Annotated in this window: 11 protein-coding genes, 1 tRNA gene and 1 riboswitch; all 12 genes read right to left on the reverse strand. The window is 30.9% G+C overall.

All coding sequences use genetic code 11. The features are described from left to right. Positions 1 to 71 precede the first annotated feature (71 nt). A complete protein-coding gene (locus tag BTO18_RS09545) occupies positions 72 to 689 on the reverse strand; it encodes a hypothetical protein (RefSeq protein WP_105016003.1) in 618 nt (205 codons plus the stop codon). Continuing rightward, positions 682 to 1,953 (reverse strand): tyrosine-type recombinase/integrase, encoded by a 1,272-nt coding sequence (locus BTO18_RS09550; protein ID WP_105016004.1) that lies wholly within the window; start codon positions 1,951 to 1,953, stop codon positions 682 to 684. Before BTO18_RS09550 ends, BTO18_RS09545 begins: the two co-directional genes overlap by 8 nt. A gap of 173 nt (positions 1,954 to 2,126) precedes the next feature. Beyond that, positions 2,127 to 2,200, reverse strand: a tRNA-Asp gene (locus BTO18_RS09555). 61 nt (positions 2,201 to 2,261) lie between these two features. Next, on the reverse strand, positions 2,262 to 3,182 hold the full coding sequence (locus tag BTO18_RS09560; RefSeq protein WP_105016005.1) for a DUF58 domain-containing protein: 921 nt from the start codon (positions 3,180 to 3,182) through the stop codon (positions 2,262 to 2,264). A gap of 1 nt (position 3,183) precedes the next feature. Then, positions 3,184 to 5,742, reverse strand: coding sequence for a M1 family metallopeptidase (locus tag BTO18_RS09565; protein ID WP_105016006.1), 2,559 nt, complete (start codon positions 5,740 to 5,742; stop codon positions 3,184 to 3,186). Positions 5,743 to 5,872: 130 nt separating this feature from the next. Next, entirely contained in the window at positions 5,873 to 6,190 is a 318-nt protein-coding gene (gene trxA, locus BTO18_RS09570) for a thioredoxin (RefSeq protein ID WP_105016007.1), read from the reverse strand. A gap of 131 nt (positions 6,191 to 6,321) precedes the next feature. After that, complete coding sequence (metF, locus tag BTO18_RS09575) at positions 6,322 to 7,275, reverse strand: methylenetetrahydrofolate reductase [NAD(P)H] (RefSeq protein ID WP_105016008.1); 954 nt, start codon at positions 7,273 to 7,275, stop codon at positions 6,322 to 6,324. A gap of 225 nt (positions 7,276 to 7,500) precedes the next feature. After that, positions 7,501 to 10,173 (reverse strand): methionine synthase, encoded by a 2,673-nt coding sequence (gene metH / locus BTO18_RS09580; RefSeq protein ID WP_105016009.1) that lies wholly within the window; start codon positions 10,171 to 10,173, stop codon positions 7,501 to 7,503. A gap of 45 nt (positions 10,174 to 10,218) precedes the next feature. Next, positions 10,219 to 10,500 (reverse strand): antibiotic biosynthesis monooxygenase family protein, encoded by a 282-nt coding sequence (locus BTO18_RS09585; protein ID WP_105016010.1) that lies wholly within the window; start codon positions 10,498 to 10,500, stop codon positions 10,219 to 10,221. A gap of 3 nt (positions 10,501 to 10,503) precedes the next feature. After that, complete coding sequence (locus BTO18_RS09590) at positions 10,504 to 11,517, reverse strand: homocysteine S-methyltransferase family protein (protein WP_105016011.1); 1,014 nt, start codon at positions 11,515 to 11,517, stop codon at positions 10,504 to 10,506. A 47-nt stretch (positions 11,518 to 11,564) separates the two neighbouring features. Continuing rightward, a riboswitch (SAM riboswitch) is annotated at positions 11,565 to 11,670 on the reverse strand. A 183-nt stretch (positions 11,671 to 11,853) separates the two neighbouring features. Beyond that, positions 11,854 to 12,741, reverse strand: a complete 888-nt coding sequence (gene cysM / locus BTO18_RS09595; RefSeq protein WP_105016012.1) for a cysteine synthase CysM — start codon at positions 12,739 to 12,741, stop codon at positions 11,854 to 11,856. Between the two features lies 1 nt (position 12,742). Next, positions 12,743 to 13,501, reverse strand: coding sequence for a serine O-acetyltransferase EpsC (gene epsC / locus BTO18_RS09600; RefSeq protein ID WP_105016013.1), 759 nt, complete (start codon positions 13,499 to 13,501; stop codon positions 12,743 to 12,745).

A 13,501-nucleotide genomic window follows, 5' to 3' on the forward strand; every position in this document is an offset into this window, starting at 1 on the left:
TTTTAATGGCTGCAAGGTTTTCAAAATTTAATCTCGGATAAAATTCGGATTAACTCGGAAGGTTAATTTAACTAAAATTCATAGTTCTCTTTTAAGTAATCCTCGACTTCAATCTTCTGATTATAATCTTCATCAGTCAAGTTCGTAACACACATATTTGACCCAAATAATTTATTCAATTCTTCTACATAAGATTTTAAGGTTAGAGGCTGAAACAGTATATGCTTCTTATACAAGGAACTTTTACGGATTGCATTCATTATTTTTTGACCTCCTCTTAAAACAGTGTGTTTTTCGTCAATGGCGTTAAAACTTTTAAGGGCTCTTATAAAAAAATTATATGCTCTTTCAGACCTAAATATCTGAGGAAACTCCTGCTTAACAATATCTAACTCTGCTTTCTCTACTATGTAATCTCTATATTCCAATAAGAGCTTTCTTTCTTCCGATTTGTATGGCTTTAATCCTTCAAGAGCTCCATTAACAAAAGTTAGCTCGAATTTAGCATTTCTTTCTAGTTGCTCTTTACCTTCATTAAATAATTCCACACCGTACAACTTTCTATCAAACTGCTGTTTCAAAAGTCCATATACTTTGTCGATATCTATATTTTTGACAGCTCTTTCAGCTTTATTCATAGCAGCAGCAGAAATGAATTGTACTATTAAATGTTTACTAAAGCTATCCATATATTTTCTTTATTTCTTTAGCAAAATCCATCGCCAACTCTCCTTTCGTTACACCTATGTACTTGTAAAAATCTTTCTCTTTTTTATGCCCTGTAGCTGCCATAATTTGCTGAGCTGGGTAAACTTGTCTATAAAAGTTAGAAGCAAATGACCGTCTACCTGTATGAGTACCAACTCTCTCAAACTTTTTGAACTTATTCTTCAATAGTTTTCCTCCTTTTTGTTCAACTATAAATATTTCTTCATTCAAAGATTCAATACTACTACATAGAACTTTAATTTCCTTATTGATTACTGGTCTTGAAATTTTTGGTGCTTTAAAATCATGTTTTATTAGAATATCTTCAATAATTTTAATCATCGGCACTACTACAAAAGAGTCAGATTTAGCTGTCCTAATTTTCAAAACTCCTTTCTCTAAATCAATATTTGTTTTTTTTATCTCTATTATATCGCTTATCCTTAAACCAGTCCATGCTCCTATTAAAAATATGTCTCTAGCTTTATCGGCAATAGAGAATTTTTGAAGATTCATTTCTTCCAACTGTTTTAGTTCAACTTCATTTAAAAAAACTATTTCATCTGGACTTTTGTCTATATTAAATACCTTCCAATAATTACTATTATAAGATTCTGAAATAGGTATATTATCTTCTGTTTGAGCACGGTTAAGAACGCACTTTAAATTTTTAATATGCTTTCCTATTGTATTAGCACTATATTCTTCTTCCTCTAGGAACTCGATCAAATTGTCATATGTATGATTAGATAGTGTTAAGAAAGACATTACATTTCCTGTTTCTTCTTCAAAACTCTTTATAATTTGTAATGTTTGATTGTAAGCGGAAATTGTAGATTTTGCAATCGGTCGATTTGTAATTGGATTTTTTCTTTTTGAAAGTTTACTTATAAAGTAATCGAAGTAATCCCAAAGAGATGTAGTATCAAGTATTACATCTTCCATAAACATTTTCCTAACAAGTATTCTTTTTAACTCCTCTTTAGGTGGAAGACTAGAATATTTATTTGTTAAATTCTGAATCGTTTCGCTAATTACAATTTTAATTCTAGTCAGTTCTTTCTGTACATCAGAATATTCAGTAAAATTTTTTCTTACACACTGGGCAGTTTGATTCCAAGCTCTAGGCTTTATCTTTTGTTTAGTAGTAGATTTAACCCTTTCACCAGCATATATGTAGGAAAACATTACTGGCGTTTCTACTTTGACTTTAGGGTCTTTTAAAAAAAAGCGTAGTCCATTCATTTTTTTATCATATTCTTAAAAATATGAAAAAACAAGGAGAGTGGACGGAAAGTGGACGGATTTTTTTAATTCAGTTTAATTTAGCTTAATTTACATTAATCCTACAGCTCTTGATAAACCTACGAAAACATTAAGGAAAATAAAAAAGGCTCATCTTTCGATGAACCTTTCTGCGGTCTGGACGGGATTCGAACCCGCGACCCCCTGCGTGACAGGCAGATATTCTAACCAGCTGAACTACCAAACCGTTGCTAATAGCGGATGCAAATATAATACAGATTTTTATATTAGCAAATACAAAATTACTTTTATTTAAAATTTTTTCTTTGTAACAAATATGCTGTCAAAATTTTATTATAGCCTTCATTAACATCAACTGGTACATAATCTATTTGATACTGTAAACATTTGTTTTTAAGATCTTTAAAATAATTATCGACTAGTTTTTTATACTTTTCTTGAACATTTTCAGCATAGATATTTACCTCCTGTCCAGATTCTACATCGACCATCTTTTTTGGTGTATTATCAAAATTAAAATTAAACTCGGTTTCTAAATCATAAGTATGAAATAAAACCACTTCATGTTTATTGTATTTTAAATGACGTAAAGCTTCAAAAAGTTCTTCTTCTTTTTTTGAAGTTTGAAACATATCCGTAAACAAAAAAATCAAAGAACGTCTATGCATTTTCTCTGCAATTTCATGCAAATATTTATAGGTTTCTGTTGTTGCTTTAGAGTCTGAAGTTAATAATAATTCTAACTGATGCAACAACATTTTTCTATGTCGATCACTCCCTTTTTCGGGTGCATAATATTGATATGTATCAGCATAAATACTCAACCCAACTGCATCTCTTTGCTTTTTTAGAATCTCTAATAAAGCAGCTGATGCTACTGCTGCAAAACCCACTTTATTTAAACAATCTACTGTTTGTTTTTTCACAGTAGGATAATGCATAGAAGCTGAATTATCAATTATAATATGGCATCTTAAGTTTGTTTCTTCTTCATATTTTTTGGTATATAATTTTTCAGTTTTTGCAAATAACTTCCAATCAATATGTCTGGTACTTTCTCCTTTGTTATACAGTTTGTGTTCTGAAAATTCAACTGAAAAACCATGAAAAGGACTTTTATGCATCCCAGTAATAAAACCTTCAACTACTTGTTTGGCTAGTATATCTAGATTTTTTATTTCAGACGATTTTACTTCAGATAAATCCATATTAGTTCTTAATCTTTTGAGCTCTTACTAAATTATCTGTTGTTTGATGTAATTTCTGTAGTAAATTCTTATTATAGTTCGGATTATCTTTTAAAAATTCTTGTACAATATTATAAGCCTCTCTTGATGAATAATTACCAAAAGAACTAGTTAACCATCTTTTTGGAAAAAATATATCTCCTGTAACTTGTACCTCTTGCAATTTATCTAAAATTGGTCTTAAGTGTTTAGATGCTGATTTTTGACGTAATGGATGATGAATGTTATTTAAGGCGGTTTGTACCCAAGATTCTTTTTCTCTATTTTCTTTCAAAAATAATGATTCCATGAAATCATCTCTTTCTGGCGAAGATTCACTTAAAGAAGGTAAAAGCCATCTAAAGCGTACTAACCTATCTTTATTAGAAATACTATCTTGTTGTTTATCTAATATTATTGATGAATATGGATGTTTAAAAATAACTAATTTCATAGCTAAATCAGTATAATCACTCTCATTTAAAAAGAGATTTTTATATACTTTTTGCTTTTTCCAAACAGCGTATAATGTTCTCAATGCCTTGGTATCATAACCAATTTGAGTTAATAATTTAAAGGCTATCTTTTTTACATTTTTAGGGTTATTTTTTTCAAGAATTTCTTTTAAGGTTTGTTCTGTAGTTGGCAACCAATTTTCGCGTTGCTGTTCACTTAAAAAAGTCCAAAAAATAGTATTTAATCTAGAGGTTAAGTAATTTAAAATTAATTCATTTTTTTCATACAAAATCGCCTCTAAAAATACTTTGTAAATTTCAAAAGCATCTACTTTACCAATTAACATGTTTTCATATAAATTGATAAATTGATACCCTCTTGATACTTCATCCTTAATATCTTTATAAGAGTAAATATTGTTCTTATAGATAGGAAAAACTCCATAACCAAAACCATTGGTATTATATAAAACTTGACCAGGCTTAAAATCTTTTGTAGCAGAAGTAATATCAAAAGATTTACCAATATTTTTAATGTTAATATTTTTTATATAACCTCGTTTATCTTTTAACTGGATTTTAAAAGATTGTGTCCAAATTTTATTAGAATTATCTTCTGCTTTTTGATGAATTATGAACTTGGTTACATTCCCTTTTTCATTCGTTTCTATCTCTTCATAAAAAATAGGTCTCCCTGCTGAATTTACCCAAACATCACTCCAATTTTTAATATTACCTGTAGTTTTTTTATCAAAAATTGATACTAACTCACTCCAATCTGCATTAGAGTTTTCATATGTATTGATATACTCTTTGATACCTTCTTGAAAAAGATCTTCTCCTAACAAGTACTCTAATTGACGCATCATAATTGGTGCTTTGTTGTAAATAATTCTACCATACAAAGAACCTGCATTTTTTAGATTATCCAGATTTTGACGAATTGCATTTGTACCTTTTGTTCTATCTTCAGAATATGCACTTGGGTAATGACTCATCATAAAACTTAAATTATGATTTACTTCTGGGTATACAGGATTTACAATTTTATCTGCCATAAAATTAGCAAATACTTCTTTCATCCATACATCATTAAACCATTTCATTGTTACCAAATCTCCAAACCACATATGCGATGTTTCATGTGCAATAAGTTTAGCTCTCCTTAATTTTTGATTTTGAGTCGCATTTTTATCTAAAAACAAAGATGATTGTCTGTATTGAATCGCTCCTACATGCTCCATTCCTCCATATTGAAAAGGTGGGATTGCTGCAAAATCCATTTTTTGAAATGGAAACTTTACTTGAGTATATTCTTCTAAAAAGTCAAGTGAATTTTGATGAATTTGAAACACTTTATCAACACTTTCTTTAATTTTTTCTTTATTGTTTTCTCGATACAGAAACTGCATATCAAACGCTCCTGGGTTTTTAGTTTTGGTTGTAAATTTGCCAGCTACAAAAGAAAATAAATAGGTACTCATTAAATCAGACTCTTCAAAAGTATGCTCTATAAAATTATTAACTTCTAAACTACTTTCTTTATGAGAACTTGCTAGAACGTTCCAATCTTTTGGTGCTGTAATTCTTAAGTTATACTTTGCTTTCATGTCTGGTTGATCAAAACAAGGAAACAACGTACTTGCTCTATCTGGCACTAATAGAGTGTATAAAAACTCCTCATTTCTGTTGAGAGATGTTTCGCCAGCATCAAAAAATATTTCAATGTTATTACTCCCTAAACTTAATAATTTTTTATCAATAATAATATGTTCATTTTCATGATTTATATTAGACAACACATCATTTACATTCATTGAATTTAACCTTGATTTATCTTCATTAAAATCAACAATGACATCTTTACTTAAATCATTTACAGTAAAAAAAATCTTTAATCTAGTATTAATTGGTTTTTCTTTTTCTTTGGGGATTTTAAAATGAATATTATAAACAACATCTGTTATTTGTTTTTTTCTATATTGAGCTAATTCGTAAGAAACTCCACCTTCTAACTTTTGTATTTCTTGTTTTTTATCACAAGAAAAAATGATAAAAAAACAGGCTGTAAAGATGAAATTTTTCATATTGTTTTGTATTAATCAAATAGGAATTGTAAAATATTATTTAAAATTAACAGATGTTTAAAAGGACTCCTAAAATAAAAAAAGGTTTAGCATTAGCCAAACCTTTTCTATTATATAAATTGTTAATCTACTAAATAGCAGCGTCAATTTTACCTGTATACACATTTTTTGGAGCTACACCCACTTGCTTATCTATAACTTCACCATCTTTAAAAATTAAAACAGTTGGTATATTTCTAACTCCATATTTTGCTGCAAATTCTTGATTGGCATCAACATCAACTTTTCCTACAACAGCTTTACCTTCATATTCAGCGTGAATTTCATCAACAATTGGTCCAACCATTCTACAAGGTCCACACCAAGCTGCCCAAAAATCTACTAATACTGGTTTGTCTGATTTTAATACTACTTCATCAAAAGTTGCGTCTGTTATTTCTAATGCCATCTTATATATTATTTATTGATTAATTTAAAAAGAATACACAAAAGTATATATTTTAAGAAGTGAAAACCTTTTAAAAAAATTGCTTTTTACTATTTATCTATCAATTGTCTTTATGTAGTTTGATAAAATCTTTAAAATAATTCTGATGCAATTGCGTGAATGTTATCACTTTTCCCCATAGAATAATAGTGTAAAACTGGCACACCTGCTGCTAATAATTCTTTAGATTGTCGAATAGCAAACTCAATACCAACTTGACGAACAGCTTTATTCGTTTTACATTTTTCTACTTCAGAAATTAGTGTTTCTGGAATATCAATTCTAAAAACTTGAGGCAATAATTGCAAATGACGTTTTACAGCAATGGGTTTAATTCCTGGAATAATTGGTACATTTATTCCCGCTTTTTTAGCAGCATCTACAAATGCAAAATACTTTTGATTATCAAAAAACATTTGTGTAACCACATAATCTGCACCAGCATCTACTTTTTCTTTCAAACGCTTCAAATCGGTTTGTAAAGAAGGAGCTTCTAAATGTTTTTCTGGATAACCAGCAACTCCAATACAAAAATCGGCACAATTATTTGTTTCTACAACATCGTGTAAATATTTACCACAATTTAGATTTTGAATTTGAGAAACCAAACCTTTTGCATATTGATGTCCACCAGCTGAAGCCTCAAAATACTTTTGATGACTCATTGCATCACCTCTTAAAGCCATTACATTATCTATACCTAAATAATGGCAATCAACCAGCAAATATTCGGTCTCTTCTTTGGTAAAACCTCCACATAATACGTGAGGCACAGTATCAACATCATACTTATGTTTTATAGCTGCACAAATACCTAAAGTTCCAGGTCGCATTCTGGTTTTCTTTTTATCTAATAAGCCTTCCTTTTCTATATAAACGTACTCTTCTCTAGAAGTTGTAACATCTATAAATGGAGGCTTAAATTCCATTAAAGGATCAATATTATCATACAATTGCTGAATGCTATTTCCTTTTTTTGGCGGAATAATTTCAAACGAAAACAATGTTTTTCCGTTTGCATTTTTTATGTGATCTGTTATTTTCATTCCCCTAAATCCCCAAAGGGGACTTTTTAATTATTATTAATATTTATTTGGGCGTTACCTTTCAGGTCGCGCTTTCCATTATATCCCTGAAACAAGTTCAGGGGATGCCATTTCAATCGCTAACGCAACTCGTTTGCCAACGTGGCTACGAATTTAAAAAAGCAACCTTATTTATTAACTTTTTGTTTTTCATATACCTACAAGGTTTTTAAAACCTTACAGGATTTAGTTCGCCAATGATGGATGCAACCACTTTCTAGCTTTCTCTTTTGTAATTCCTTTTCTTTCTGCAAAATCTGTAACTTGGTCATCTGTAATTTTACCCAAACCAAAATATTTAGCTTCTTTATTGGCAAAATAATATCCAGAAACTGCAGCTGCTGGCCACATTGCCAAACTTTCTGTTAAACTAACTCCAATCTGATTTTCTACATCTAACAACTCCCAAATCGTTTCTTTTTCTAAATGATCAGGACAAGCAGGATAACCTGGAGCAGGACGAATTCCTTTGTAATTTTCTTTAATTAAATCATCATTTGTCAATTCTTCATCTGATGAATAACCCCAATGTTTTGTTCTGATTTGTTTGTGCAAATATTCTGCAAAAGCTTCAGCAAACCTATCTGCAATGGCTTGTGCCATAATTGCGTTATAATCATCTTCTTTGGCTTTATAAGAATCTGCTAATTCTTGAGCTCCAAAAATACCTACACAAAAAGCACCAATATAATCAGTTTTTTCAGTTTCTTTTGGTGCAATAAAATCGGCTAGTGCAATATTAGCAATACCTTCACGCTTTTTTAATTGCTGACGTAAAGTTCTAAAAACAGCAATTTCTTTTCCTTTTTTCTGAACAGAAATATCATCTTCATTAATTGAATTTGCTTCAAACAAACCAAAAATTGCTTTTGGCTTTAAAAGTTGTTTTGCTATAATTTCATCAATCATTGCTTGTGCTTCTTCAAACATAATTGTTGCTTGCTCGCCAACAACTTTGTCTGTTAAAATGGCTGGAAATTTTCCATGTAAATCCCAACTTCTAAAAAATGGACTCCAATCGATAAATGGAACCAGTTCTTTTAAACTTAATTGTTCTAAAGTCTGAATTCCGAGTTCTTTTGGTTTTACAATTTCTGAAGTTTCCCAATCTATTTTGTATTTGCGTTTGCGAGCTTCATCAATAGAAATGTATGATTTTTCTTTACCGCGTTTTAAAAACTTGGTTCTAAACTCATCGTAATCTTTTTTTAATTTGGCAGTATACAAATGGCTTGACTTTTTGTTTAATAAATCGCCAACAACAGTTACTGCTCTACTTGCATCATTTACATGAACAACTGCGTTTTTATATTGTGTATCAATTTTAACTGCTGTGTGGGCTTTAGAGGTTGTTGCACCACCAATTAACAAAGGCAACTCAAAATTTTGACGCTCCATTTCTTTTGCCAAATAGACCATTTCATCTAAAGAAGGCGTTATCAATCCACTTAAACCAATCGCATCTACATTTTCTCTTTTCGCAGTTTCTATGATTTTTTCTGGTGGAACCATCACCCCTAAATCTACAATTTCGTAGTTATTACAACCCAAAACAACACTCACAATATTTTTACCAATATCGTGAACATCACCCTTAACTGTAGCCATTAGAATTTTTCCAAGAGCCCTTTGTTCTTCTCCTTTTTCGGCTTCAATAAACGGATTTAAATAAGCAACCGCTTTTTTCATTACCCTAGCTGATTTTACTACTTGTGGTAAGAACATTTTTCCTGCTCCAAATAAATCGCCAACCACATTCATACCAATCATTAGATTGCCTTCAATAACTTCAATTGGTTTTGCAGCTTCTTGTCTTGCTTGTTCTACGTCTTCTATAATAAAAGCGTCAATTCCTTTTACTAAAGCGTGTGTAATTCTGTCTTGAAGCGGATTTTCTCTCCAACTTAAATCGACTGTTTTTTCTTTTTTAGAACCTTTTACAGTTTCTGCAAAGTCTAATAAGCGTTCTGTAGCATCTGCTCTTCTATCAAGAATTACATCTTCTACATGTTCTAATAAATCTTTAGGAATATCATCATAAACTTCTAACATTGCAGGGTTTACAATCCCAATATTCATACCTGCTTGAATTGCGTGATATAAAAAGACAGAGTGCATTGCTTCGCGAACTGTATTATTCCCTCTGAAAGAGAAAGACACGTTACTCACTCCTCCACTAACAGAAACATTAGGTAAATTTTCACGAACCCATTTGGTTGCTTCAATAAAATCGATAGCATTTCTTCTGTGTACATCCATTCCTGTTGCAACTGGAAAAATGTTTAAATCGAAAATAATATCTTCACTCGGAAAACCAACTTTATTAACCAAAATATCATAAGACCGTTTGGCAATTTCTATTCTGCGTTCGTAATTATCTGCTTGACCTACTTCATCAAAAGCCATAACAATTACTGCAGCTCCATACTTTTTTATTTGTTTAGCTTCCCAAATAAATTTTTCTTCTCCTTCTTTTAATGAAATAGAATTCACCACACATTTACCTTGTACAACTTGCAAACCAGCTTCTATAATTTCCCATTTAGAACTATCAATCATCATTGGTACTCTACAAATATCAGGTTCAGCAGCAATTAAATTTAGAAAACGAACCATTGCTTCTTTTCCATCAAGAAGCCCATCATCCATATTAATGTCAACAATTTGTGCTCCTCCATCTACTTGATGTCTTGCAATATCTAATGCTTCATCAAATTTTTCATCTTTGATTAATCGCAAAAATTTTCGAGAACCTGCAACATTTGTACGTTCTCCAACATTGATAAAGTTGCTGTTTTCATTCAAGATTAGTGGTTCTAATCCTGATAAACGCATATAACGTGATTGTTTAGCTTTCATGTTTATTAAAATACCTACAAGGTTTTAGAAACCTTGCAGGAAATGTTATTTATAATGTTCTACAGTTGGAAATGGTTTATAAAAATGATGTAATAATTCTTTCCATTCTTGATATTTATCAGATTTTCTGAATCCAATCTCATGATCTTCTAAAGTTTCCCAGTTCACTAATAGAATAAACTTATCTTCTTGCTCAAGACACTTTTTTAGTTGATGAGAAATATATCCCTTTCTAGAAGAAATAATACTCTCTGCTTTTTGAAAATCAATCTCAAAATCTTCAGAAAGACCTTTTTTAATATGTAAAATAGCTACTTCTAAAATCATAACTTAATGTGATTCTGAAACAAGTTCAGAATGACGTCTTGGTTTATATTTTGATGCGATATTTGCTATCACTTTTATATGCTCTGGACTTGTACCACAACATCCTCCAATAATATTGATCAAATTTTTCTTTAGATATTCTTCAATTTGTTCTCCCATTTCTTCTGGAGTTTCATCATATTCACCAAAAGCATTTGGCAAACCTGCATTTGGATGTGCAGAAATTGCAAAATCTGTTTTACTGGCTATCGCTTCTAAATGCGGTTGTAATAAATTAGCCCCTAATGCACAATTAAATCCTACAGACAACAATGGAATATGAGAAACAGAAATTAAAAAAGCTTCTGCTGTTTGCCCTGACAATGTTCTGCCTGAAGCATCTGTAATTGTTCCACTTAACATCACAGGGACTTCAATATTACGTTCTTCTTTTACTTGCTCAATAGCAAATAAAGCCGCTTTTGCATTTAAAGTATCAAAAACCGTTTCTACCAATAAAATATCAGCTCCACCATCTAATAAAGCTTCTGCTTGTTGTTTGTAGGCAATACGTAATTCATCAAAAGTAACTGCTCTGTATCCAGGATCATTTACGTCTGGAGACATACTTGCTGTTCTGTTTGTTGGCCCAATTGAACCTGCAACAAATCGTGGTTTATGAGGATCTTTTGCGGTAAATTCATCTGCTACTTCTTTGGCAATTTTTGCAGATTGATAGTTTAATTCATAGACCAAATCTTCCATTTGATAATCTGCCATAGCAATTGTAGTTCCAGAAAACGTATTAGTTTCTATAATATCTGCACCAGCTTCAAAATACTTTCCGTGAATGGTTTTTATAGCTTCTGGTTGAGTTATAGACAACAAATCGTTGTTACCTTGCAAAGGAGTAGGATAGTCTTTAAAGCGTTCTCCTCTAAAATCTTCTTCTGTGAATTTATAAGCTTGTAGCATAGTACCCATTGCACCATCTAAAACTAAAATTCTTTCTTGTAAAGCTTTGTAAATGTTTGACATATTTATTTTTCTTTAATATGTCATCAGGAAAAGTGAAATCTTTTTCGCTGTTATCTGTCAGAATAAAATTCTGTAGAATGTAGCACCTTTCTCAATAGTGAGAGGTTGCCAAGGTTTCATTGGGTCTAATCCCTCTACCTTTCGTGATAACGTATCAATAAATTTATGAACTGTAATTCGATGCAAAGTAACGAACTTTTTTTGTGTTTTTATAATGAATATCCTTTTTCTTTGAAATTATCCTTTAGAAAATTAGTTCTCGATGCAATTTTTCTTCATTCTTCTAAAAAAACACTCGAACTGACAATCATTAACTAATTATTATAAAATTAATAGTTATTCAAAGATATCTGATGAAAGATATCGATCTCCTCTATCACAAATAATTGCCACAACAACTCCTTTATCAATAGAATTTGCAATTTTTATTGCTGTAGCCACAGAACCACCACTACTCATTCCTGCAAATATTCCTTCTTCTTTCGCTAAACGGATGGTCATTTCTCTAGCTTCATTTTCACCAACTTCAAGAATTTTATCAATTTTATTTGCTTTAAAAATAGCTGGTAAATATTCTTTTCTCCATTTTCTAATTCCAGGAATTCTTGCACAATCTTTGGGTTGTGCTCCAATAATTTGAATTGCTTCGCTTTTCCCTTTCAGGAAATCTGAAACTCCTGTAATAGTTCCTGTGGTTCCCATAGCAGAAACAAAATGAGTTACTTGTCCTTCTGTATCTCTCCAGATTTCTGGCCCAGTTGTATTGTAATGTGCTTTTGGATTGTCTAAATTATCAAACTGATTTAAACGAAAATATCCTTTTTTATATTTCAGTTTTAAGGCGTAATCAATTGCACCTTCCATTCCTTTATCAGCATCTGTTAAGATTACTTTTGCCCCATAAGCACGCATTGTTTTTACTCTTTCAATTGTAGAATTTTCTGGCATTGTAATTACCATATTCACACCTAAAACTTTAGCCATTAATGCTAAAGCTATACCTGTATTTCCGCTTGTAGCTTCTACTAAAGTATCTCCTTTTTTTATATTTTTTCTTTTGATGGCTTCAGAAATCATATAATACGCAGCTCTGTCTTTTACACTTCCACCAGGATTATTACCTTCTAATTTTAGTAATAATTTTACACCTTCTTTTTTAAAAATCTGTTGTGCTTCTACCAAAGGTGTATTCCCTACAAAATCTATGATACTTTTTGTTTTCATTCTAACTTCTCTTTTGAAAAATATTGTTTTCTGATTGTACAGAAACTACTGAATTTGCAGGAATTGGTTCTGTAATGCAAACATTTGCGCCAATTACTGAATTTGCACCAATAACAACATCTCCTCCTAAAATTGTTGCATTTGCATAAATAATCACTCCGCTTTCTATAGTTGGGTGTCTTTTTGTAGATGCTAAACTCTTTTTTACTTGAATTCCGCCTAAAGTTACCCCTTGAAAAATCTGTACATTATCTTTTATGATAGTAGTTTCTCCTATAACAATACCTGTTGCGTGATCTATAAAAAATGATTCCCCTATTTCTGCTCCAGGATGAATATCTGTGCCTGTTATACTGTGTGCAAACTCGCTCATTATTCTTGGTAAAACAGCAATATCTAATTTTAATAATTGATGACTTAATCTATACACAGCAATTGCATAAAAACCAGGATATGCCAAGTATACCTCTTCTAAACTCTTTGATGCAGGATCGTTTTTATAAGCTGCTTTTGCATCTAAATCTAGTTTTTGTCTAATTTCTACAAAATGACTTTCAAAATTATTCCATAAATCTTCTCTATTTTCTACGGATAATCTTTCTAAAATTTTTAAAAATTGAAACCTTACTTGAGCTCCACTTTCAAACAAATGAGTAGCATCAAACAAATTGTTAATTAATTGTTTGGTAAAAACACCTACAGCATCTCTTAAACACATACTGTAGTTTTTAAATGCAAGTATTTGCTCAACTTCTTTCAT

The organism is Polaribacter porphyrae (assembly GCF_002954685.1).
GTDB classification, from domain to species: domain Bacteria; phylum Bacteroidota; class Bacteroidia; order Flavobacteriales; family Flavobacteriaceae; genus Polaribacter; species Polaribacter porphyrae.

Excerpts from the sequence above, each read along its gene's own strand:
- cysM (WP_105016012.1), bottom strand. The coding sequence starts at position 12,741 with ATGAAAACAAAAAGTATCATAGATTTTGTAGGGAATACACCTTTGGTA.
- BTO18_RS09590 (WP_105016011.1), bottom strand. The coding sequence starts at position 11,517 with ATGTCAAACATTTACAAAGCTTTACAAGAAAGAATTTTAGTTTTAGAT.
- BTO18_RS09565 (WP_105016006.1), bottom strand. The coding sequence starts at position 5,742 with ATGAAAAATTTCATCTTTACAGCCTGTTTTTTTATCATTTTTTCTTGT.
- metH (WP_105016009.1), bottom strand. The coding sequence starts at position 10,173 with ATGAAAGCTAAACAATCACGTTATATGCGTTTATCAGGATTAGAACCA.
- epsC (WP_105016013.1), bottom strand. The coding sequence starts at position 13,501 with ATGAAAGAAGTTGAGCAAATACTTGCATTTAAAAACTACAGTATGTGT.
- BTO18_RS09585 (WP_105016010.1), bottom strand. The coding sequence starts at position 10,500 with ATGATTTTAGAAGTAGCTATTTTACATATTAAAAAAGGTCTTTCTGAA.
- trxA (WP_105016007.1), bottom strand. The coding sequence starts at position 6,190 with ATGGCATTAGAAATAACAGACGCAACTTTTGATGAAGTAGTATTAAAA.
- BTO18_RS09545 (WP_105016003.1), bottom strand. The coding sequence starts at position 689 with ATGGATAGCTTTAGTAAACATTTAATAGTACAATTCATTTCTGCTGCT.
- BTO18_RS09550 (WP_105016004.1), bottom strand. The coding sequence starts at position 1,953 with ATGAATGGACTACGCTTTTTTTTAAAAGACCCTAAAGTCAAAGTAGAA.
- BTO18_RS09560 (WP_105016005.1), bottom strand. The coding sequence starts at position 3,182 with ATGGATTTATCTGAAGTAAAATCGTCTGAAATAAAAAATCTAGATATA.
- metF (WP_105016008.1), bottom strand. The coding sequence starts at position 7,275 with ATGAAAATAACAGATCACATAAAAAATGCAAACGGAAAAACATTGTTT.